A 22,757-nucleotide genomic window follows, 5' to 3' on the forward strand; every position below is an offset into this window, starting at 1 on the left:
CACACTCGCCGCGCGGCGCGAGCGACGGCGCCTGGTGCCCCTTCCCAAATGCGATTCGCGCTAACAGCGCGGGTGCCCGCCCCGCTTAGCGAACTGTGGGCCTTTGGCCGTCATGGCCGGCTGGCCTTGGTGGAGGCCTACAAGAAGGGCGGCGGCCGCGTGCCGCACACGTACACGGTGCGGATCCTGCAACCCGCAGACGCGCGCACGTTGAGGATCGTAGCGGCCGGGCCCGTGACGGGAGTGCTTTATAAGCTCTTCTGGTCGGACGACGGCCGCCGTTTCCTCCTATCGACGGACCACCAGACGTTCGAATGCGATGCGACGAGCGGGAGGGTTGTGGCGCGCCATCCGTGGACTATGATCGCGGAGGATCCCCGTGCACGGGTTTGCATAACCGGGGTAGCCGCGACTTACAACAGCACGGTCACACTCCGCCGCCTTGCGCCGCCGTGGACTGCTATAGCGACGGTCCGCGTCCCCCGCCATTGCGAGGCGCAGGTCGGGATGCCGCTGGAGTGCGCGTTTGCGCCCCGGGGCGAGCGGTTGGCGGTTGCTGGAGCCGGCGCCTGCGAGCTTATCCTGCTTGTGAACTGGCGCGTCGCACAGCGCCGGTTGCTGGGTGCTCGCGATACCGAGGTGGTCGACACGCCGTGCGAATTCGCCCCTTCGGGTCGCGTCCTCGTGATATACGACCTGACTGGCGCCAAATTCTGTGCGTACGATTGTGCTACTGGCAAGTTGCTGGTACGCGTGCCGTCGCGCCGCAACTCGGTGGTGTCCGGATGCTTCACGCGCGACGGGCGCTTCTTCATTGGCATGTCGGACAACGACAACTCTATTACTGCTTGGCGGGTCGCCACGTGGCGCGTCTGCGCGGTGATGCGCCTTAAGCAGGTTATGCCTACATTGGTCGGCGCCTACGGCGTGGGGACTGGACTCGTGATTGGCACATTCGCGCGGGACACGCTTCTTGCCGAACTCCAAAGCAGCTCTCCCGCGGCTCCGGCACGGTGAACCCCTACGGCTATGAAGGCCTGTTCGGGTATTACCGCGATGCGGCAGACTGGATGTACGTGAGGGCACGGTGGCTGGATGCGGTGAGCGGGATGTGGGTGGGGGTGGGTCCGATGTGGCCGGATGAGGCAAGGTACGTCTATGTGGGGAACGGACCGGCACGTGCGACGGATCCGAGTGGGCGGCAGGCGGACCCATTCATTCCGGTCATGCCGTTGCAAACCTGTTATCCGCCCAAGCCGAACTGCAACAAGTACCACTGGCGACCGGGGCCATATCCGCACTACCCGCGCGACAAAGTGCATTGCAGCGCGTATTTACCACCGTGCGAACGCCGGACATACTACGCGTGCAACGCATACCGGGCTTGTATGAGCGCCGGCTGGCCGAATGACCGTCCCGGTTCTGAGTGCGTTCGCGGCTGTCTACGGGTGTGCCTGCCGCCAAAGAACATACCGAACGCCGATTGCAGCCAGGTGTGGTGCGTCCACCAACACTGTTTTGCTGCCTGCCACTGGTACCCGGATTGGTCGGTCACATGGCCCATATTCGACGAGATTTGCTGCGGGCCCGTAGTTAACGATCCGCCTGCCGGCAAGGGGTACCCGACCGGCTCGTGTCCGCACCCGTGTTGCCAGCGGCCCAAGGAAGCCTGATGCTGATCGTACGCCGCCGAGCTGGGCTGACGAGGATGCTTGGCTTGTTGGCGCTGGCGCCGCCGGCTGCTGTCTACCTTATGATACCGTCCAGCAGGATCAATAGCCACAACAGCCATACTAATCAGCGTAGGAGTGACGCCGCCTGGCCTATGTTTCGCGGCAATGCACAACGCAGCGGCTTATCGAATTGCCCACGCCTCGCCGGGAAAGTAGCGTGGCGGGCAAAGCTAGACGCGCCGGTAACCGGTTCGCCCGCGGTTACGACGTCCGGCATAGTGCTCTGCACCACCTCAGAAGGCGGCTTGGTTGCCATATCGGCGCGCGATGGGACGCGGCTCTGGGTGCGGCACATCGGCGGCGATGGCTACTCATCGCCAGCCGCGGTGGGCGGCCGCGTCTACGTGGGTGGCGGCGCGCAGCTTTGGTGCCTGTCCGCGGCGTCTGGCCGCGTGCGCTGGAGGTTTCGGTCCAATGGCTCGATAGAGACCTCGCCGGCGCTCGTTCCCGGCAAGGTGGTGTTCTTTGGTTCGGACGGCGGGTATGTGTATGCGGTCGGCGCGATTACCGGGCGCATGATCTGGAAACGGCGTCTCCGTGGCCGGCTGTCGAGCTCCCCGGCACTGGACACCGACGGCCAGGTGTTCATCGGCCGCGCAGATGGCAGCCTGGTCATCCTTACTGCCGACGATGGCGCTATAGTCGCCTCTTTGCCGCTGATGCCCACTTTCTGGGCGTCCGAGGGCATCTTTTCGACGCCCGCCGTGTGCGGGAGGAACGTTGTGGTCGGAACGTTCGGCGGCGATGTCATCGCGGTTTCTCGAATCCGGCACGCCGTCGCTTGGCGCACTCACCTTGATGCACGCCTCGATCGCTCACCGATTGCGGCCTCATGCGCCGTAGACGGCCATGGGCACGTACTGGTCGGGTCCGCCGACCACCGGATATATAGTCTCAATTCGAACACAGGGGCCGTGATATGGCGCTTCGACGCGGGCAGCGCAATCGCATCCTCGGCGGCCGTGAGCCGGCGTGGTTACCTGGCCGTTGGGACCGACGGCGGCAATGTATTGTGCCTGGCCACCGAGAACGGCGGATCGCTCTGGTCCCTGCGCACTGGGGGCAGGGTATACTCGTCACCGGCGCTATCCGGCGGCGAGGCGTTTGTTGGCTCCGAGGACGGGTACCTTTATTGCTTGAAGTAACAGTCCACGGCTCGCTGCCGCACCTCCTCTGCCGGTCCGGCGTCCGCCGAACGTGGCGAGCGGCTATATCGCGTGGCTGTCTCACCGTACAAACGGTCCTCTTCGGCGGCTGCGCAGCACTCCGGCGCAGCGGCGTCTCCTGCTTCTTCGGCCCGGACCAGCAGGGCTCTGCGCGCATCCTGGCCTCCAGCGCCGGGTCGGTAACCGATATTTACAGCTACAAGGCGTTGAGCTGCAAGGCGGAGGCGGAACCGTGAACCCTTACCGGTATGAAGGCCTGTTCGGCTACTACCGCGATGCCACGGACTGGATGTACGTGCGGGCAAGGTGGCTGGATGCGATGAATGGGAGGTGGGTGGAGCGCGGAAGGCCCGCTGGAAACTGGATTGACGCCGTCGGTAACTACGGCGCGGCCGTCGCTGGCAGGATGGCCGAACCGAGCAGTGCTCGCAGATCGACGGCCTGCCATGGCGTGTTGGGTTGTGATGCGACAGGCCCCACCTGCAAGAAGCGGCGAATGGCGAATCCGACAGCGTGTGAGCGCGCCGCGTGCGCATGCTGGAATAGGTTCAACAACGAACTCGCCAATAGTGCATCTGAGGCGTGCGGCGGTACCTCGGCCGGCTTAGGCGCTATCCGGCAGTGCCATACGACGCAATCGTGTCTTGGAAACAGCGGACACGACTGCATGATAAATCCGCCGCCGTCGAGCGCGTGCCACCGAGGCGATACCGGCGGCCTGGCTCCGCGCCGGTGCCGGGTCCGCCGTGAACAGTGTGTCTGTATGTATTACGAGCAACCGGGTAAGGCGCGTACCGCCAGGTGGCTTGCGCACACAATGTACAACGGCGCACACAATGTGCCCGCCCCGCCGGGCCCGGGAGCTGGCCACCCATGTCCTTAGGCTTACCGCCGGAGTCCGGCAACAGGGCCGCCGGCCCGGTAGCTGCCAGCCGGCAGCGCCCAACGGGTCGAACGGGCGGAGCCGGCCTCACGGGAGCCACACGCTGGACCAGCATTGCAGGCGGGGCTGCGGTCTGGTCCGTGGCAGTCGTCCTCCTCTGCCTCACCGGCTCCGTCGTGTTGCGCCAGGCGCGTGAGAAAGCAGACTCAATCGCCTGCGCGGGTAACCTGCGCGCGTTAGGGGCCGCACTCGCGCTCTACTCGCAGGATTGGGACGACCGCCTGCCGCCAAGTACTTCGTGGGCGTCCGTCATCGACGACGGCAAATACCTGCCCGGAAGGCAGCGTCGAAGGCGGTTTCACTGCCCGGCCGCTAAATCGAGTTTCGGCTACGCGATGAACATCGGTGTCAGCGGTGCAGACTCCTACCAGATTCCGGTACCAAACGTGATGGTGCAGCTTTTTGAGACGGACTCCGCCGCGTGGAACGCATCGGGTGTGGCATCGCAGGTTGCGCGCTCGCGGCACTCGAACCTGAACGTGCTCTACTGCGATGGCTCCGTGCATGCTGTGAACCTCTACACCCGAAGACGCTGGCGGTGGTTCCTCTCCAAAGCTGGATCGCGTTGACGAGCGGAGTCGGGAATCCCGTGGCCAGGCGGTTACAGGCACGCCGTGGACGCCCTGGGCCGCGAATCGCAGCGCCACGCGCGTCCGTGCCGCTGCATTCAGACCGCTCAGGTTTCCGGGGCGCCGTGGCGCGGGTCGCTCACGCTAACCAGCCGCAGCCTCGAATGCCGCATTAGTCGACGTTCCGCCCACCACCGTGCGGGACTACGGCGTAACGGTGAGTGCATGCGTGATGGTGCCACCACCAAATAGGGCGCTGATGGCCGCGTGCCTGGTGGCCTTCACGGTACTCGTGGTGATGGTGAATGTGGCCGACCGGGTGTGCGCCGTAACGGTTACCGAGCCTGGAGTTTGGGCAAACGATGGTCCATTACTCGCCAGTGCAACCGTTACATCAAACGGCAGCGAGCGCGAGAGCGTTACCGTACCCGTGCTGGTGCTGCCTCCTGGAACTGTGTTCGGCGCCAGTTTCAGGGAGAGTAGGGCGACGTTGGTGACCGGTATCACCGTGCTGAAGGCGATACCGTTTGCCGAAGCCGTGACGGCGACCAGCTTGGTGGTAGTTATTGCGGTGGTGGTTGCCGTGAATTTCACGCTCTTGGCGCCGGCAGGGACGGAAACCGATGCCGGTACCTGCAGAATCGCCGGCTTGTGGCTCGCTAGCGTCACCGTCAAGCCGCCGGTGGGAGCGGCTGCGCTGATGTAGACCGTTCCCTCCACGTTATGCCCGCCGGTTATGGGATGCGGGCTCATGGTCAAGGCATCGGGCACCATCGCGCTCGCGGGTACAGCGATAAACCCATCGAGTTCACCCGCGTAGTCGCCCGAGCCGACGATCCAGCCGTTGTCATTCATGCCGGCTACGGTCATCTGGCTCCAGCCACCCGAGCCATTTACAATCAGCGAGGTCAGGTAGGTCATGGCGCCATTGGCATAGACGAATGGCCCAATCGTGGCAGTGTATTGATTGGTGATATTACCAACTATCAACCCGGATTTGTTGATCGCTACCGGTATTGCGTAGTAGCTGCCTATCGTTCCCAGGTCTTGCATCACATTGTTGGTATAGAGAAATGCATGAAGTAAGCCGTCGGACGCGGTGGAGTACCCGGTGATTTCGCCGGAGGCATTTATGGCAAGAGCTTCGGTGTTGGTGGTCGGATCGCCGGTGAGCGAGCCCAGATCCGTGAACGTACCGCCTGCATAGAGGAAACCGTGCAGTGAACTGTGGCCGTATCCGTTGTGCACCCAGTAGTATCCGGAGCTTCCCGCGATCTCTCGTGAATCATTGATCGCATTCGCCTTTATCGCGCCGATCGAACTGAGATCGTAGAACGTCCCGTGAAGGTAGGCGAAGCCGACGCGGTTGCCGTCACCATTGATCGCAGAGCCGACGACGTCGCCGAGGTTGTTCATACCGGACGCGTAGGTGTAGCCGCCATCCACGCTTCCAAGGTTGGTTGCCGTGCCCTTGGAGTAGAGAAACGCCGCGGTGCCGGGATCCTCGCCATCGGCTGCGACCTGATCGGAATTGTTGATCCCAATCCCAACGCTGGCATAGTAACCGAAGAAGCCCAGCGGCTTGTAGTGGCCGTTCTGGCAGACCATGGCCTCGATCGTGTTCGTCGCGGGATCGATTCCTGCGCCGGTGACCACGCCCAGATTGTTGATACCATTCGCGATGGTAGATGCCCATGGGCTTCCGGGAGTGAGGTTGATGATCACGTAGTTCTGCTGAGCGCCGGCACTGCACGCAAGGATGGCGGTAAGGAGCGCTGCCATCGTCAGGATTGAGCTCTTCATTTGGGTCTCCGCCTGGAAACGCCGACGCAGGTGTCTGGCGTGGTACCGGCTCCAACTCAACGTCCGCCCCAGTGGCTGCTGGGCCGCGGCGGAAGAAGTGCCGGGCGCATCCCAGCACGTTACGATGTCAATTCATCGCGCCGTACAACCACTCCTGCGCTGTTTTGACGCCGGTGCCGGACGACGCGTACCGGTACGAGTTGCAGGCGAGTTATGCTCCGGTCGCCCGAGCAAGCAGCTCATCCAGCAGCCGGTTCACCTCGCCCGGATCGGCTTTACCACCGGATGCCTTCATCACCTGTCCGATCAGGAAGCCGCGCTTCTGGGTCAGGCCCCGCAATGTGATATCGGCCACAATCTCCGGGTTTGCGTTGCATGCCTGTTCAACCAGCCCGCGGATCGCAGCGGGATCACGCTCGGTGCGCCAGCCGCGAGCCTCCACAATCGCTGCCGGCGGTTCGCCGGTAGCGTACATCTCATCGAGCACCGCCTTGGCGATTTTGCCCGTGATGGCGCCGGAACTCACCAGGGTAACCAGTTCCCCCAGGCGCTGTGGCGTTACCGGACATTGATCCAGCGACGCACCGGCCGCGTTGACCAGTCGCGCCAGGTCACCCATCATCCAGTTGACAACCAGCTTTGCATCGCCGCCAACCGCTGCCGCCGCTTCAAACCACTGCGCCGTAGCGCGTGACTCGCTGATAAGGCGCGCGTCGTACGCAGAAAGGCCATACTCGGTCAGGCAGCGGTTGCGAAGGCTGGAGGGCAACTCCGGCATCGTTGCCCGAATTCTCTCAAGCCATGGCTCATCCAACCGCAGCGGAGGCAGATCCGGCTCGGGAAAATACCGGTACTCCTGCTCAACCTCCTTCGATCTCTGTGAGAACGTTGCTGCGCGGCCCTCGTCCCAGCCGCGAGTCTCTTGCCGCACTACGCCGCCGGTTTCCAGCAGGGTCGCCTGACGTCCGGCCTCGAATGCAATACCCCGCTCCACCGCCCGAAACGAGTTGAGGTTCTTGATTTCGGTCTTGGCTCCGTAGGTTTCAGCGTTGCGCAGCCGCACCGAAACGTTGGGCTCGCACCGCAGTGAGCCTTCCTCCATTTTGCCGTCGCAAACGCCAAGGAATGTCAGCACCGCCCGCAACTCCGTGAGGTAGGCGCGCGCCTCATCCGCAGAATGGAGGTCCGGAGGAAACTCGGTGACGATCTCCATGAGCGGCACGCCGCTCCGGTTGAAATCTACAAAACTGCGCTGCGAATCGCCGGCAAAGTGTATCAGCTTGCCGGTGTCCTCTTCCAGATGCACGCGACGAATGTGGACCCGCTTGGGCTTGCCCTCCACCTCAAAATCGAGCCAGCCGCCGGAACCGATAGGCTTTCCGTACTGGCTGATCTGGTACCCCTTCGGCAGATCGGGATAGTAGTAGTTCTTACGGTCGAAATGAGCCTCAGACTCGATCGAGCAGTTCAATGCGATGGCCGTGCGAATCACGTGCTCCACAGCCATGCGGTTTACGGCGGGCAGCGCACCGGGCAGCCCAAGGCAGACCGGACAGCAGCGGGTGTTCGGCTCGCCGCCGAACCGGTTCTCACAACTGCAGAACATCTTGCTGGCAGTCAGCAACTCGGCGTGACACTCCATGCCGATGACGGGCTCGTACGCCGACTCCCCCCGACTGATGCCGGATTCGGTGGTCATGCTGCCATCCACTCTGCCGAGGCGCCCACCCGCGGAGGCTGAAGCGCGCCGCGGACCTGCTCGTACGCAGATCCCACGCGAAACAGCATCTCCTCATCAAACGCACGAGCCATCAACTGCACGCCGGCCGGCAGCCCGTCAACCAGACCGGCTGGAATCGAGATCGCACAGATTCCGGCCAGGTTTGCCGGCAGCGTGCATACATCACCCAACTTCATCTGAAGCGGGTCTGCGCAGTCGCCAAATCGGAATGCTGTGGTTGGAGTTGTAGGCGACAGGAGCACGTCGAATCGCTCGAACGCCACGTCGAAGTCACCACGGATCAATGTACGCACCTGTTGGGCGCGCCGGTAGTATTGGTCATAGTAACCGGAAGAGAGGCACCAGGTTCCCGCCATGATCCGCTGCTGCACTTCAGCCCCAAACCCCGTGCCGCGCGTCGCCTCCATCAGGCCGATGTGGCCGCTGCCGGACACTCGCAGGCCATACCGGATACCGTCGAACCGCGCGAGGTTACTGCTTGCCTCCGCCGGCGCAATCACGTAGTACGCCGAGAGCCCCCAGGCGGTTGCGGGCAGCGAGCACTCCTCCACGCGGGCGCCCATCGATTGCAGCGCTGCGGCCGCCTCCCGAGCAGCCGCGGCGCACGTGGGCGAAATGCCATCGCCGAAGAACTCCACAGGCAGACCGATGCGCAAGCCCGCGACGCTGGTCCCGCAGCTCTCTGCGTACTCCGGCACCGGCATGGTGGAACTGGTGCTGTCCAGCGGGTCGTGGCCGGCTATTGTCTGCAGCAGCTCGGCGCAGTCGCGGACGTCATGGCCAAATGGGCCGATCTGATCCAGCGAGGATGCGAAGGCGATCAATCCGCTGCGGCTCACGCGACCGTACGTTGGTTTGAGGCCCACCACGCCGCAGAACGCCGCAGGCTGCCGGATCGACCCACCGGTATCGGAGCCAAGCGCGCCGCTGCACATGGCCGCGGCACAGGCAGCGGCCGAGCCCCCAGACGAGCCGCCCGGAACACGCTCGAGGTCCCAGGGATTCCTGGTCGGACCGAATGCTGAGTGCTCGGTGGACGAACCCATTGCAAATTCGTCCAGATTGGTTTTGCCGATGACGATTGCACCCGCCGACTGAAGTCGCGTCACAACCGTGGCCGTGTACGGCGGGATGTAGCGCTCAAGGATGCGGGAACCTGCCGTGGTAACCACGCCTTCAACGCACAGGTTGTCTTTGAGCGCGATGACGGCTCCTGTCAGAGGCCCCAGCGGCTCGCCGGACGCGATCCGGCGGTCTGCGTCAGCGGCAGATGCCAGCGCCCGGTCTTCCGTGACTGCAAGAAACGCCCGGACTTCGGCGTCCGATGTTTGAATGCGGCCGAGGTAGCCCTGGACAAGCGCGGTCACCGTCAGTTCGCCACTCACAACGCGCGAGCGTAGGTCGGAGATCGGAACATTCAGGAAGTCGTCGCGATGGTTCTGCAGCATCACTCGGCGTCCGGATCCAGTATTGCCGGTACCGCAAAGTATCCACCAGCGGCCTCCGGAGCAGCGGCAAGCACGGCCTCAAGCTGCAGCGAAGGCCCGAAGAGGTCGGCACGGAGTTCGCCGGCCTGCTCGCCGCCCTGCGCAGTCGGTTCAACCAGGGTGAGGTCGATTTCCCGGAGCTCATCAAGCCGGGCGAAGAGGCCGTTCAGGTGCACGCACTGCTGCGCGAGCTCCTCCTGAGATAGCGCCAGGCGAGCAAGCCGCGCGATGTGTTCCACTTCGTCAATCGTGAGGGGCATGGTTCGGGCCATCCGCGTGTGGCATTGAGCCTCGATTATAGCACCCGCAGAATCGTGCTGCCCACCTCGCGCGCGCGCCCGGCTTGCAGTAAACCGGGGCGCCGGAATGCAGTATCATCTCCACTCCAGCATCTCGCGCAGACCTTCGACAAGGGGAGGCAACGTTGGTAATTTCCACCAGGGCGCTGCTTCAAGCCCGACTCACGCATACGCGTGCAGCACTTCTCGAGGCATTCGCGCGGGTGCCGGAAGAGATGCTGGGTTGGGCGCCCGTTCCAGGCATGCGCACGACCGGCGGCCAGATTGCTGAGATCGTTGGAACCGAGCTGCAGGCGCTTGCCAGACTGGAGTGCAGACCGGACGTTTCGTGGGACGAGGCCAACCGGCGCATCGGCGATACGACGTCGCACAACAGTTTGAGTGTGGCGCTCGCGACCGGGCGGGCGGAAACGCTTGCCTATCTCGAATCGCTCTCCGAGGCGGACCTTGCTGAACCCGTTTCCAACTTTGCCGGATGGCACGAATCGGTTGGTCTGGCTGAAGTACCGCGCTCCGAAATCTTTCGCAGCATCGCGCAGCACGAGGCCTACCACACCGGGCAGCTCATCTCGTACCTCTGGGCGCGCGCCGATGATCCATATACGTGGTGAGCGGTACTTCCAGCTGGTGGCGCTGCGCTTGCACAGGGCGAATCCACTTAACCGCCCGCTCACGCTGCCACGGCTCAACCGCTGCCCGGCGGCCGGCGGCACTTCCGGAACTGTTGGCAAGCGTTGGCGCTGCCGGTTGAACTGACGTGGCGCAAGCCGGTGGTCTATCGTTCCTGCCTCGCTGTCAGCATACCGGCGACATGCGCGAGGCGATCGCAGTCAGGCGCCTGCCGCGAAACGTTCCATCTTGCGCGCGGTTATGGCGGCTTGTGCGACGAGGGACGTGAAGTGCGTTCGCTCAAATAACTGATCCCGTCGACTTGGGTTGGAGATTTGGCCGAGGGGCAGGGCAGCAACATCGCGGGTGAGTGGAATGCCGGCTTGCGCTGCTGGTCGCGTGCGCATCCTGCTCCCATGCTCAGGATAGCGTTTTGAACGCTCTGATACGCGCCGGTGTTAAACCGGCGTGCCGCACAACGTGCGAGGCATTAGAGCGCTTGCATACGGATCGTAACGGACGGGCCGCCAGGGCTGTGCGCGGTATTCTGAACGATGTGGCCGCGTACGAACGCGGGCTTTGGAGTTACCGTCAGGGCGGTCGCGCCGCCACCGGCCATTCTACGCCGGTGGTGGTACTCTGCCAGTCGTGATCCCGAAAGAACAGCGATGGAGACCCCCGGTTGACGTTGTCGCCAGGCAAACACCCAGCATTTGATTGGCGCGGTCGCATCCCAACAAGTGGCGAACGTGAGCCGCGGTTCCTGAACCTGGATCGTACAATTCGGGCGTGTATGCGGCGCCACGGGACCACCGGGTGCGCCGTGGCGTTGATGGCCGGGGAGGATTGTCTCTACCGCCGTGCATTTGGCTGGTCCGAGGTCGGCGCGCGCCCGTTCCTTGCCACCACGCCGTGTCGTGTGGCCAGCATCTCCAAGTCGCTCACAGGCGCAGCTGCGTTGCGCCTTGTCGACGAGGGCCGTCTCGATCTGGATGCGCTGGCGCTCCCGCTGCTGATGGAATCGGGCATCGCACCCGCCTCGCTCCCTGGGCGAATGCCGGATCCGCGCCTCGGCGCCATCCGCATCCGTGATCTTCTCGACCACGCTACGGGTTTTCCACGCAGCGCGCCATACACCACGACGCTGGAAATGGCGGCGGCGCTGCGCAGCGGTCTGCCGCTGCTCCCCGCCGACGTCGTGCGTTACTCCTGGGGCGCAACCGACCTCGCAGCGGCGCCGGGCCGTGCGTTTGAGTATGCCAATATCAACTTCGTGACGGTGGGGCGCATCCTAGAAATCATCACGGGCGAACCGTACCCGGCGCTGGTGCGCCGGCTCGTGCTGGATCCGGCCGGGATTGGCCCGGGCGAGGCATTCGTTTCCACCAACATGGCTGGGCCCGGCGATCCGCGAGAAGCAGGTTACTACCAGTTCACGCCTAACGACTTTCCGTCGCTGCTGCCGGGTGAAGATGGTCGGATCGGCTCCGAGCCTTACGGCGGCTTCGATCCGAACAGCATGGATGCGTCTGGCGGGTGGGCGCTGTCGCTGGATGCCCTCTACCGGTTTGCTGCTGCCGTTGAAGGCGACCGTCTGTTCGGCGCACGGGCCATTCAAGCCCTTACCACGCCGCCCGATTACCTCGCCGGCGAAGCTGGCGGCTACACGTTGGACCGTTTCTATTCGAAGGGATTTGTGCTCTATCGGCCACCGGCAGGCGTCCGGCATCTGGAGCACGCCGGAATGCTGCAGCACGCTTCCGCATATTACGGCCCAGCCGGCGGGCTGCAGCTGGTCTTTGTGGCAAATTGCAACCGCCGCGAGGAGCCGTGGTTGGACCGGGTGCTTCGGGAAGCGATCATGAACTGGCTTCCGGAGGCGAATGCAGGCGCGCTCTAGCAGCAACGAACGCAGTTGCCTCACATAAGAATCTGACTTTCGGGTATGCGTTGCCGAGTGGCTTCATTTGTGGTAGAATGCAATCGAACGGCCGAAACGGGGCCCCACAAGGTGCCGCGCCGATGAACGGGAACACTTCAGGCAGCAGCGCCGCCCGTCCGACCTGGCGTTCTACACAGTTCGCTTCGCACCCCCTGTGCGCGCTGCTGTCCGGAATCCCGCATTTTTGCTCGGCGCAACGTTCCGGCGTCGTCATTGTGGCCGGAATGCCTGTACGGCGTTGCCCGGGACCACACCGGTTCGCGCCTCGAGCGGTTCCTCATCGAACGCCTCATGATCCCTACGGAAAGCTTGCTAACCGCTTGAGCCCTCGGTCAGGTTTTAGCTGCAGCGGAGCGGAGCGTTGACACCGAGCGGGGTTGCCGAGTACAATCCGGCGCGGCCGGCCGTGCGAACTCGTGGGCCTATAGCTCAGCTGGTTAGAGCGCACCCCTGATAAGGGTGAGGTCCGAGGTCCGAATCCTCGTAGGCCCATCGAAAATACGGTCTGGACGGTTCGTGGGGGCTTAGCTCAGCTGGGAGAGCGCCTGCTTTGCAAGTAGGATGTCATCGGTTCGAGTCCGTTAGCCTCCACTCACCTGTTTTGGTCGTCAATCTGGAAATCGCTTGAAAATCGGTCGGCAGGGTATTGACTCGGCTCTGCAGGCTGGTGTACACTCTACTCCTGTGCCGAAAGTTCGGAACGGTTCGAACGGTCGGTAAACGCATTGTCCGGGTCCACCGTCATAGCGCGGGACCTGGTCATGGGCTGAGCGGTTCATCCGCTTTGCCCGGCACTTTGAGAACCGAATATTGCAGTGAATAATGGGTAATATGGGCATCAAACGCATGTCTAGCAATAGACGTGTGTGTGAGTGGAACCGTATTCTACGTGGCTCTGCTGCAACGTCTCGACCTTGCTGAACGCGGGTGTCGGGGTGGAGCGGCGGTGCACGCGTGGAGTAGAAGTTCTAAAGCTAAACAGGGCTTCTGGTGGATGCCTTGGGGCGATGTGCCGATGAAGGACGTGCCAAGCGACGATACGCCGTGGGGAGTGGCAAGCACACTTTGATCCACGGATTTCCGAATGGGGAAACCCGGCGGACTACAATCCGTCATCCGTAAGGAGGGGCACGAGGGGAACTGAAACATCTAAGTACCCTCAGGAAGAGAAAGCAAAATGCGATTGCCTTAGTAGCGGCGAGCGAACGGGCAACAGCCTAAACCGGTAGGCTTGCTTACCGGGGTTGTGGGGCGTTATATGGGTCTGGCGACGGTACGTGGAATCTGCATGGAAAAGCAAACCGCAGAGGGTGATAGTCCCGTACACGTAAAGTTACCAGCCCTGACGATACCCCAAGTACCACGGGACACGAGGAACCTTGTGGGAATCCAGGAGGACCACCTCCTAAGGCTAAATACGCATCGCCACCGATAGTGAACCAGTACCGTGAGGGAAAGGTGAAAAGCACCCCGGGAGGGGAGTGAAAAAGAACCTGAAACCAGACAGCCCGCAAACAGTCAGAGCCGCCCGCAAGGGTGGTGATGGCGTGCCTTTTGCATAATGACCCGGCGAGTTATTGGCGGTAGCAGCTTAAGGCGTTCAGCGCCGTAGGCCGAGCGAAAGCGAGTCCGAATAGGGCGTTACGTTGCCGTCAGTAGACCCGAAACTGCGTGATCTACCCATGGCCAGGGGGAAGCGGGTGTAAGAACCTGTGGACGCCCGGACCGGTGTCAGTTGAAGATGGCTCGGATGAGCTGTGGGTAGTCTGGTGAAATGCCAATCGAACGCAGAGATAGCTGGTTCTCCCCGAAATGCATTGAGGTGCAGCCTTGTTCGTTCCGTATCGCAGGTAGAGCACTGGATGGTCTAGGGGCCTTCCCGGGTTACCGAAATCAACCAAACTCCGAATGGCGATACGCTAGAGAACAGGAGTGAGACAGCGGGGGATAAGCTTCGTTGTCGAAAGGGAAACAGCCCAGATCTCCAGCTAAGGCCCCAAAATTCAGGCTTAGTGTAAAAGGATGTGAGAATGCACAGACAACCAGGATGTTGGCTTAGAAGCAGCCATCATTTAAAAAATGCGTAACAGCTTACTGGTCAATGTGTTCTCGCGCCGATAATGTATGGGGGCTCAAGCCTGATGCCGAAGCTGAGACATGTGCTTGCACATGGGTAGGGGAGCGTTGCGCGATCCAGTGAAGCCGCGGTGTAAACCGGCGGTGGAGGCCGCGCAAGTGAGGATGCCGGGATAAGTAGCGCGAAGACGGGTGAGAATCCCGTCCGCCGAAAGCCTAAGGTTTCTTAAGGCAGGTTCGTCCTCTTGAGTTTAGTCGGTCCTAAGGCGAGGCCGCATGGCGTAGTCGATGGCTGTCAGGTTGATATTCCTGAACCGGGTGTGCTCTGTGAATGCAGGGGGACACTTGCTCGGGGTCGGTCGCGGCGATGGTCGTCCGCGTTGGAGGGTTACCTCCACGAGTGAATCCTTCGGGTGAAGCGAAGCCGATGAAGAGCGGGTCACGAAAATCCTTTGCAGGAGAGCACATTCGACCGTACCGCAAACCGACACAGGTAGGCACGTAGAGGATACGTAGGCGTTCGAGAAAACTCTCGCTAAGGAACTAGGCAAAATAGCCCCGTAACTTCGGGAGAAGGGGTGCTCGCTAGGGTGAAAGCCCCGGCGAGTCGCAGCAAAGCGGACCGAGCGACTGTTTACCAAAAACACAGGTCTCTGCTAAGCCGAAAGGCGATGTATAGGGGCTGACGCCTGCCCAATGCCAGAAGGTTAACAGGCGGAGTCAAGCGAAAGCGGTAGCTCCAAATCGAAGCCCTGGTGAATGGCGGCCGTAACTATAACGGTCCTAAGGTAGCGAAATTCCTAGTCGGGTAAGTTCCGACCCGCACGAATGGCGTAACGACTTGGTCGCTGTCTCAGCGAGAGACTCGGTGAAATTGTAGCATGCGTGAAGATGCGCATTACCCGCCGCAGGACGGAAAGACCCCATGGAGCTTTACTGCATCCTGTCATTGCACATTGGCCATCACCGTAGAGTGTAGGTGGGAGCTTCGGCGACAATGGAACACCACCCTTTGATGAGTTAGTGTGCTAACCCGTTCAGTTATCCTGACCGGAGACCGTGGCAGGTGGGCAGTTTGACTGGGGCGGTCGCCTCCCAAAAGGTAACGGAGGCGCCCAAAGGTTGCCTCAGCCTGGTTGGAAATCAGGCATTGCGTGTAAGGGCATAAGGCAGCTTGACTGTGAGGCCGACGGGCCGAGCAGAGACGAAAGTCGGGCCTAGTGACCCTCTGGCTACGCGTGGACGTGCCAGGGTTCATCGGATAAAAGCTACCCTGGGGATAACAGGCTTATCTTGCCCAAGCGCTCACAGCGACGGCAAGGTTTGGCACCTCGATGTCGGCTCGTCGCTTCCTGGGGCCGTATTAGGTCCCAAGGGTTGGGCTGTTCGCCCATTAAAGCGGTACGCGAGCTGGGTTCAGAACGTCGCGAGACAGTTCGGTCCCTATCCGCGGTGGGCGTAGAGGTTTTGAGGGGGGCTGACCCTAGTACGAGAGGACCGGGTTGGACGGACCGCTGGTGTACCAGTTGTGCCGCCAGGCGCAGACGCTGGGTAGCTACGTCCGGAAGCGATAAGCGCTGAAAGCATATAAGCGCGAAGCGCGCCCCAAGATGAGAACCTCCACAGCACAAGCTGGTAAGGTCCCCGGCAGATAACCGGGTAAATAGGCGTCAGGTGTAAGCGTGGCGACACGTTGAGCTGAGACGTACTAAGTGACCGAGGGCTTTGGAATCTACTCTACACGTGCGCTGCCGCTCCACCCGGGCAACCGGGAGAAGCAAAGCAGCAACGTTCACAAGGGTGCCCATCAGCATCCATTTCGACACTACACTGCAATTTCGGTCTCAAAGGCCAAACACATGATTTTAAGGTTTCTGGTGGCCATGGCTGCGGTGACCCACCCGTTCCCATACCGAACACGGAAGTGAAACCCGCATGCGCCGACGATACTCGATGGGAAACCGTCCGGGAAAATAGGTCGCCGCCAGGATTAATGCAAACCGGGGCTCACCATGTGGTGGGCCCCGGTTTTCTTTGCCCTGGTTTTCCGTGGTCCGCCGGCGGCTTATGCCTGGTGTGGCGCTGCGGATTCTTGCGCCCGAAAACATCGCCTTCAACGAGCCGTAACGGTTCAAACGATGCGATTACACCGGAAGCGCATCGCGCAAGGCCCCTGCGGTTGTGCACGACAAAACGAAAGCGACAGCCGCGTCGGCGCGGATACACCACCGCAGCCTGGACCATCGGGCCTTCCGGCCGGTATCTCCGCTGTGCCTTTATGGCGCGCCGGACCGCCGCCCTGCATGGAGGCCAGCAATCTCAGAAGTGGTGACAGGTCGGTTATCTCCCGCTACGTTCGATGCCATCCCGGCGACCGATTTGCAGGCTGCCGCGGGCGTTCCGCTCACGCGTTGGTTGAACCGTTTGAACCGGCGTTCCGACCCAGCTCGCGTCCATTTCTGACCAGTCGCGGTGCAATCCGACGTTTGGCGCCGGCTCGTGGCAGGAAATCGGCTTGCGCGCCGCGAATCACGGCCCGATGTTCCGCACACCTTACTTGCTTTTCTGCCTTGTTCTGGCTTGCGCATCGCCGGCCCTTGCGCAGACTTCGCCGCTAACGCGCGCCGAAAGCAGCGGATACACGCGCACATCCTCGTGGGCCGACGTCAACGCGTTCCTGAAAGCGCTGCAGCTCCAGCACGCGCCGATAACCGTGCAGACGATTGGCAAGAGCGCCAAGGGTAAGGCGATCCCACTTGTCGTGGTGTCGCAGCCACCAGTTCGGAATGTTGAGCAGGCTCGCGCTTCCGGCCGACTTGTGGTCTATATAGAAGCGAATATACACGCTGGGGAGGTTGAGGGCAAGGAAGCCGTACAGATTCTGATGAGGCAGCTTGCGCATGGCAAGCATCCGAACCTGCTCCGCAAGTTGGTGCTGGTCATCACGCCGATCTATAACATAGATGGTAACGATGCTTTCGGACCTGAGAGTGTCAACCGTTCGGAGCAAGACGGTCCCGAGATCGTCGGACAGCGTGCAAATGGCCAGGGACTCGATCTCAATCGCGATTGCATCAAAGCCGAGTCGCCTGAGATGCGCGCCGCGCTAAAGTACATCTACACACGCTGGAATCCCGATGCCGTGCTCGACCTGCACACTACCGACGGCACTCGCCACGGATTTACGTTGACCTATGCGCCGGCCGTGGATCCGAATACCGACCCGCGTGTGATGCACTACATGCGCGGCATCTTGCTGCCGGAAGTACGTCGCGAACTGGCGCGCAGAAAGATGCTGCTCTTCGATTATGGCGATGCCGTGAACCGCAACGGCACTCTGCGATGGGAGACTTTTGAGCCGGGTCCACGTTATGTGACGAACTATGCCGGCGCGATCGACCGTATCTCCGTGCTCTCTGAGGCCGTCTGCTTTCTACCGTTCAAAGAGCGAGTTCGTACCACCCTGGTCTTCATCACACAGGTACTTGATCACCTGGCAGCCGACGCCACCCATATCCGGACCATGCTGGATGCTGCCGATGCGCGCGCCCGAAGGTTGGGGCAAACCGGTACCAATCAGCTCGGTGTGCGATTTGCCATGGCGAGCCGCGGTATCGAGCCGGTACCGTTGGAAGCCTTGCCGCCTGGGGTTGCACCGATTCGAAACCGCCCTGTAACGCGTGTTCGGCAGGTCGCAATGCCAATCTATGATCGCTTCCGCGTCACACAGTCGGAGACCGTGCCCGAATTCTACGTGCTGCCGCGGGCCGAAAGCGCCGTAGCGCAACTGCTTCGACTCCACGGCGTCCGCGTCGTGCGCCTGAAATCAGCCTGGACCGGAACGATTCAGCAGTTTTGGCCCACCGCCGTTACCGAGGCCGATCGCCCGTACCAGGGCCACCGCATGCTCCAGGTGGATGGCGGGTGGCGCAGCGCCGAGAAACAGGTTGACGCAGGCTCGTGGCTCATTCCGATGAACCAGCGACTGGCTCGCCTCATTTTCGAGATGCTGGAGCCGGAAAACGCAGACAGTGTGGTGGGGTGGAACCTGCTTCACTCAGCTCCCGAGGTGGGCGCTCCGTGCTCCATCGAGCGAATTATGGCCGGCAGCGGCGTGCTGCCGCCCATTTCAGATTAAGCCAACCCCTCGCAGTAAGGAACCCAACATGAGTCGCCCGTCCGTCAGCCCCATAGGCATCGCTGCGCTTTCTCTGTTTGCTCTTGCCGGCGCCGGCCCGGGTCACCAGCGATTTCGAATGCCTACCGCCGGGCTACCGCCGGCAATGGTGCAGTACTTTGCGCATTCGGCCGGCATTTTCGGCGGCCTGGCTCAGGGCCGCGTGAACAGCACATGGGAGGAGGGCGGCAAGGTACTGCAGTACGATGCGGATGGCCAAACCGTCCGGCTGGATGTTACGACGATGCAGCCGGCGGCGCCAGCCCCCGCCCAGCCAGCTGCCGGCGGCCCGCCTCAACGTGGAGCGCGTCGCGGCAGGCAAGTTACGGAAACGGCATCGCCGGACGGTGTTTGGAAAGCCACGTACCGCGCCGGAAACGTCTACATCGCCAAAGCGGATGGAACCGGTGAGCGTCCGGTTACCACCGACGGCAGCCCGGAACGGCGCGTTTTATATGGAACCGCCTGTTGGGTCTACGGCGAGGAGTTGGAACAGACCTCCGCGATGTGGTGGTCGCCGGACAGCAGCATGTTGGCTTACTACAAGTTTGATGAGCGCAAACAACTTGACTACTACACGGTGCGTGATCAACTGCGGCGGCAGGACTCGCTCAACGTGGAACCGTACCCCTTGCCCGGCGCCCCGAACCCGGAGCCCACACTGTACGTGTTCAGCCTGGCCACCGGCAAGTCTGTAAAGCTGGATGTGCGAAGCGGCCAGCCTTTTACCGATGCCGTGATGGGCCATTACGTTTACAGCATAACCTGGCGGGCCAACAGTAAGGAGTTGCTGTTCTTACGCACGAACCGACTGCAGAACCACCTGCAGTTGATGGCAGCAAGCCCTGCCACCGGCACCTGCCGTGTTGTGGTGGATGAGCAGTGGCCGAAGAGCTGGGTCGAAAACTGGCCCCAGATGGTGATGCTGAGGGATGGTCACCACTTCCTGTGGGTCTCGTCGCGGAGCGGCTTCAGCAACATCTACGAGTACGACCTCGACGCGCCGGGCTTTACGCAGGTAACGCACAATGGCTTCGACCTCGACAAGATCCTGCTTGCCGACGAGGCGCACGGCGTTATCTGGTACACCGCTTTTGATGGCGCCATACCGCTCAACCGGCAGCTGCACCGGGTGGAGTTCAACGGCACCGGCGATCGTCGCGTTACCGATGCAATGCTGAACCACCACGTCACGGTGGCGCCGGACGGCGAGCACTTTGTGGATCAGGCCGAATCGATTACGGCTGCCCCGTTCACAGAGCTGTGCTCCGCTGCCGGTGCGCCGCTGAAGCGCCTCGGCTCCGCACAAACCGCCGCGATGAAGAGCGCCGGGGTACTGCCCGCGAAACTCTTCTCGTTCATCGGGCCTACCGGCTCGACAACGCTCTACGGCACTCTCGAGTTTCCACCGGGCTTCAATCCCGCCCGGAAGTATCCGCTGCTCGTTAGCGTCTACGGAGGACCGCTGCCCAGCAATTGGGGCCGCAGTGGACCGCGGAGCGTCTACACGGCGCCAACGCCGATGACTGCTTTGGGCTACATCGTGGCGACCATCGAAACACACAGTGAAAACTGGCGCGGTAAAGCCTTCAGCGATGCCATCTACCAGCACATGGGCGTGACCGAGATAGACGACCAGGCGGCCGGAGTGCGGTATCTGGATACGCTTCCGTATATCGACGCAACCCGCGTTGGCATCTTTGGCACATCGTACGGCGGATATGCTTCCGTCATGTGCATCCTGCGTTATCCCAACCTCTTCCAGGCCGCGTCGGCATCGTCGCCACCCACAGACTGGCACTTATACGATTCCACATACACGGAGCGGTACATGGGCATTCCGCCGGCGGCCAATTCCGCATACGATGCAGGCTCCGCCATGACCTACGCCGGCAACCTCAAAGGGCATTTGCAAATCTATTTCGGCACAGCAGATAACAACGTGCATCCGGCGAACTCCCTACGGCTTATCGCCAAACTGCGCTCGCTGAACAAACCGTTCGAGATGATGCTCGGTCCGGACGAGGGGCACTCATTTATCGGAATGCCGGCAATGGTCTCCTTCTTTGACAGATGGCTCAAGCCGACCGGTTAACAGTGGGTGACGCCCGGTTGATCAGCTGGCGGTAACGCTTCGGCCATCGGGCAGGGCCAGGCGGCGCGACCCGGCATATCCGCGCAGGTATACTTGTGCCTCATGGCGGCGAATCGCGAAACGCTGTATTGAACACCCTGATCGTTATTCCTACCTATAATGAGGCGCTGAACCTGTCGGAGTTGATGGAGCGTATCGTACGGGCAAATGCCGGCGGTGACGTGCTGATTGTGGATGATAACAGCCCGGACGGAACGGCCAGGCTGGCAAACTCCATCTTCGAGGAGTCAGGTGCGCTCCAGGCCTCGCATGTACTCGTGCGCAACGGTCGTCGCGGACTCGGTAAGGCGTATCTCGATGGATTCCGCTTCGCGCTCGACCGCGGCTACGACTGTGTGGTTCAGATGGACGCCGATCTCTCGCACGATCCCGCGGCACTGCCGACGCTGATCCTCGCGGCGCAGACCAGTGACGTCGTGATTGGCTCGCGATACTGTGCCGGAGGCAGCCTGACGGAATGGCCGGTGCACCGCAGACTGCTGTCACGCTTTGCGGAGGCATATGTGCGCCTCATCACCGGCGTTCGCATCGCGGACGCCACCTCCGGCTACCGCTGCTGGACCCGGCGCGCGCTCACAGCCGTTGAGTTGGATACGATGCGTTCGGAGGGCTACAGCTTTCAGGTGGAGCTTACCTGGCGCGCCGTACGCGCCGGCCTCGCGGTGGCTGAAACGCCGATCCGGTTTACGGACCGTCGGCGTGGTACGTCGAAACTTACCGGCCGTGTGCTCTTCGAGTCGGCGCTGATGCCCTGGAGGCTCAGGCTCGGTCACTGGCGACCCGCGAAGCCTTCCGAACCGCACGACAGTGCCTCGCAATCGCGTTGTGTTTGATGAAAGGCAGTATAACAATGAAGCGCATCTACAACTTCAGCGCCGGGCCTGCCGTGCTCCCGGAGTCGGTTTTAGCCGAGGCGGCTGCGGCCGTTCGCGAAATCGGTGACTCGGGCATGTCGATCCTTGAAGTAAGTCACCGCGGCAAGGTCTACGATCCGATCCACGAGGAGGCCTCGGCCGCGATCCTGCGGGTTCTCGGGCTGGACGAAACCGAATATCAGCCGCTGTTTCTGGGCGGCGGCGCAAGCCTGCAGTTTGCGATGGTGCCAATGAACTTTTTGGCGGACGGGCAGACAGCCGACTATGTCGATACCGGCACCTGGGCCATAAAAGCTATAGATGACGCCAAGCTCTACGGTCAAGTGAACATTGCCGCCTCATCCTCCAATAAGCGCTACAGCTACGTGCCCCGGAATCTGAAGCTGACGCCAAATGCGCGGTACCTGCACATTACGACGAACAACACGATAGAAGGAACGGAATGGCCTGCGCCGCCGAAGGCGGTCTCCGTTCCGCTCGTGGCCGATATGTCATCCGACATCTTCGCGCGCGATCTCAACTACTCGGCCTACGACCTCATCTACGCCGGAGCGCAGAAAAACGCTGGGCCGGCAGGCGTAACCCTCGTCGTTATCCGCAAATCGTTCCTAGCGCAGGCAAACTCCGGCCTGCCCGCAATGCTCTCTTATGCGACGCATGCAAAGGGAAAGTCGCTGTACAACACACCGCCGGTATTTGGCGTTTATGTTGTCGGGCTGGTGCTCAAGTGGATTGAGGAGCAGGGGGGGATTGCTGCGATCGAGGCGCGCAACCGCGAAAAGGCCGATATCATCTATGCCGCCCTCGACGAGTTTCCGCACATGTATGAGCCTGCCGTTACTCAGAAATCCGACCGGTCGCTCATGAATATCACCTTCCGGATGCGAAACCCCGATCTCGAACCCCTGTTTCTCGACGGCGCCCGGGAGCGCAGGATGGAGGGCTTGAAGGGGCACCGTTCCGTGGGAGGAATCCGTGCATCTGTCTACAACGCCTTCCCGCTGGAGGGATGCTACGCGCTGGCTGAGTATCTGGGCGTATTCGCGGCGCGCCACGCATAGGTGGTTGTGCCGTGCCGCCCGCGGAATCGGCCCGGGAGCGGTGTCTAACGCGTCATTGGCGCCGGCGCCGATGGGTTCGTCACAGTGATCGTGGCGGTATGTTGCGCATTTCATACGGGTA

15 protein-coding genes, 2 tRNA genes and 2 rRNA genes are annotated in these 22,757 nt (G+C 61.9%); 14 read left to right on the top strand and 5 right to left on the bottom strand.

All coding sequences use genetic code 11. The features are described from left to right. Positions 1-48: 48 nt before the first annotated feature. The 4 genes from KGJ62_13960 to KGJ62_13975 all read left to right on the top strand — a co-directional run bounded on the left by KGJ62_13960 (position 49) and on the right by KGJ62_13975 (position 4,411). Positions 49-1,017, top strand: coding sequence for a hypothetical protein (locus tag KGJ62_13960; GenBank protein ID MDE2127688.1), 969 nt, complete (start codon positions 49-51; stop codon positions 1,015-1,017). Positions 1,018-1,978: 961 nt separating this feature from the next. Then, positions 1,979-2,878: a PQQ-binding-like beta-propeller repeat protein gene (locus KGJ62_13965; GenBank protein ID MDE2127689.1), complete on the top strand. Its 900-nt coding sequence runs from the start codon at positions 1,979-1,981 to the stop codon at positions 2,876-2,878. Further along, entirely contained in the window at positions 2,866-3,135 is a 270-nt protein-coding gene (locus tag KGJ62_13970) for a hypothetical protein (GenBank protein MDE2127690.1), read from the top strand. Before KGJ62_13965 ends, KGJ62_13970 begins: the two co-directional genes overlap by 13 nt. A 637-nt stretch (positions 3,136-3,772) precedes the next feature. Continuing rightward, entirely contained in the window at positions 3,773-4,411 is a 639-nt protein-coding gene (locus tag KGJ62_13975; GenBank protein ID MDE2127691.1) for a hypothetical protein, read from the top strand. A 204-nt stretch (positions 4,412-4,615) separates the two neighbouring features. Here the strand turns inward: KGJ62_13975 and KGJ62_13980 are convergent, their stop codons facing one another. The 4 genes from KGJ62_13980 to gatC all read right to left on the bottom strand — a co-directional run bounded on the left by KGJ62_13980 (position 4,616) and on the right by gatC (position 9,702). Continuing rightward, a complete protein-coding gene (locus tag KGJ62_13980; protein ID MDE2127692.1) occupies positions 4,616-6,214 on the bottom strand; it encodes a hypothetical protein in 1,599 nt (532 codons plus the stop codon). A 211-nt stretch (positions 6,215-6,425) separates the two neighbouring features. Continuing rightward, positions 6,426-7,913, bottom strand: a complete 1,488-nt coding sequence (gatB, locus tag KGJ62_13985; protein MDE2127693.1) for an Asp-tRNA(Asn)/Glu-tRNA(Gln) amidotransferase subunit GatB — start codon at positions 7,911-7,913, stop codon at positions 6,426-6,428. Continuing rightward, positions 7,910-9,403 carry an Asp-tRNA(Asn)/Glu-tRNA(Gln) amidotransferase subunit GatA gene (gene gatA / locus KGJ62_13990; GenBank protein MDE2127694.1) on the bottom strand — a complete coding sequence of 498 codons (1,494 nt, stop codon included), beginning with the start codon at positions 9,401-9,403 and terminating at the stop codon, positions 7,910-7,912. Before gatA ends, gatB begins: the two co-directional genes overlap by 4 nt. Beyond that, positions 9,403-9,702, bottom strand: coding sequence for an Asp-tRNA(Asn)/Glu-tRNA(Gln) amidotransferase subunit GatC (gatC, locus tag KGJ62_13995; GenBank protein MDE2127695.1), 300 nt, complete (start codon positions 9,700-9,702; stop codon positions 9,403-9,405). Before gatC ends, gatA begins: the two co-directional genes overlap by 1 nt. A 164-nt stretch (positions 9,703-9,866) precedes the next feature. Here gatC and KGJ62_14000 point away from each other — a divergent pair, with 164 nt between their 5' ends. Further along, on the top strand, positions 9,867-10,352 hold the full coding sequence (locus KGJ62_14000) for a DinB family protein (GenBank protein ID MDE2127696.1): 486 nt from the start codon (positions 9,867-9,869) through the stop codon (positions 10,350-10,352). A gap of 219 nt (positions 10,353-10,571) precedes the next feature. Here KGJ62_14000 and KGJ62_14005 read toward each other — a convergent pair whose 3' ends face one another. Further along, positions 10,572-10,757, bottom strand: coding sequence for a hypothetical protein (locus tag KGJ62_14005; GenBank protein MDE2127697.1), 186 nt, complete (start codon positions 10,755-10,757; stop codon positions 10,572-10,574). A 275-nt stretch (positions 10,758-11,032) separates the two neighbouring features. Here KGJ62_14005 and KGJ62_14010 point away from each other — a divergent pair, with 275 nt between their 5' ends. The 9 genes from KGJ62_14010 (at position 11,033) to serC (ending at position 22,636) form a co-directional block, all read left to right on the top strand. Next, positions 11,033-12,250, top strand: a complete 1,218-nt coding sequence (locus KGJ62_14010) for a beta-lactamase family protein (protein ID MDE2127698.1) — start codon at positions 11,033-11,035, stop codon at positions 12,248-12,250. A 460-nt stretch (positions 12,251-12,710) separates the two neighbouring features. Further along, positions 12,711-12,784: transfer RNA gene (locus tag KGJ62_14015), tRNA-Ile, on the top strand. Between the two features lie 26 nt (positions 12,785-12,810). Beyond that, positions 12,811-12,883, top strand: a tRNA-Ala gene (locus KGJ62_14020). A 376-nt stretch (positions 12,884-13,259) separates the two neighbouring features. Continuing rightward, positions 13,260-16,100, top strand: a 23S ribosomal RNA gene (locus KGJ62_14025). A gap of 141 nt (positions 16,101-16,241) precedes the next feature. Then, positions 16,242-16,358, top strand: a 5S ribosomal RNA gene (gene rrf, locus KGJ62_14030). 525 nt (positions 16,359-16,883) lie between these two features. Then, a complete protein-coding gene (locus KGJ62_14035) occupies positions 16,884-18,506 on the top strand; it encodes a succinylglutamate desuccinylase/aspartoacylase family protein (protein ID MDE2127699.1) in 1,623 nt (540 codons plus the stop codon). Between the two features lie 28 nt (positions 18,507-18,534). Beyond that, a complete protein-coding gene (locus tag KGJ62_14040; GenBank protein ID MDE2127700.1) occupies positions 18,535-20,640 on the top strand; it encodes a DPP IV N-terminal domain-containing protein in 2,106 nt (701 codons plus the stop codon). A gap of 128 nt (positions 20,641-20,768) precedes the next feature. Then, positions 20,769-21,533 (top strand): polyprenol monophosphomannose synthase, encoded by a 765-nt coding sequence (locus tag KGJ62_14045; GenBank protein ID MDE2127701.1) that lies wholly within the window; start codon positions 20,769-20,771, stop codon positions 21,531-21,533. A gap of 17 nt (positions 21,534-21,550) precedes the next feature. Further along, positions 21,551-22,636 carry a 3-phosphoserine/phosphohydroxythreonine transaminase gene (gene serC, locus KGJ62_14050; GenBank protein MDE2127702.1) on the top strand — a complete coding sequence of 362 codons (1,086 nt, stop codon included), beginning with the start codon at positions 21,551-21,553 and terminating at the stop codon, positions 22,634-22,636. The last annotated feature ends 121 nt before the right edge of the window (positions 22,637-22,757 follow it).

The sequence above is a fragment of the Armatimonadota bacterium genome (genome assembly GCA_028871815.1).
Taxonomy (GTDB): Bacteria; Armatimonadota; Chthonomonadetes; order Chthonomonadales; family Chthonomonadaceae; genus REEB205.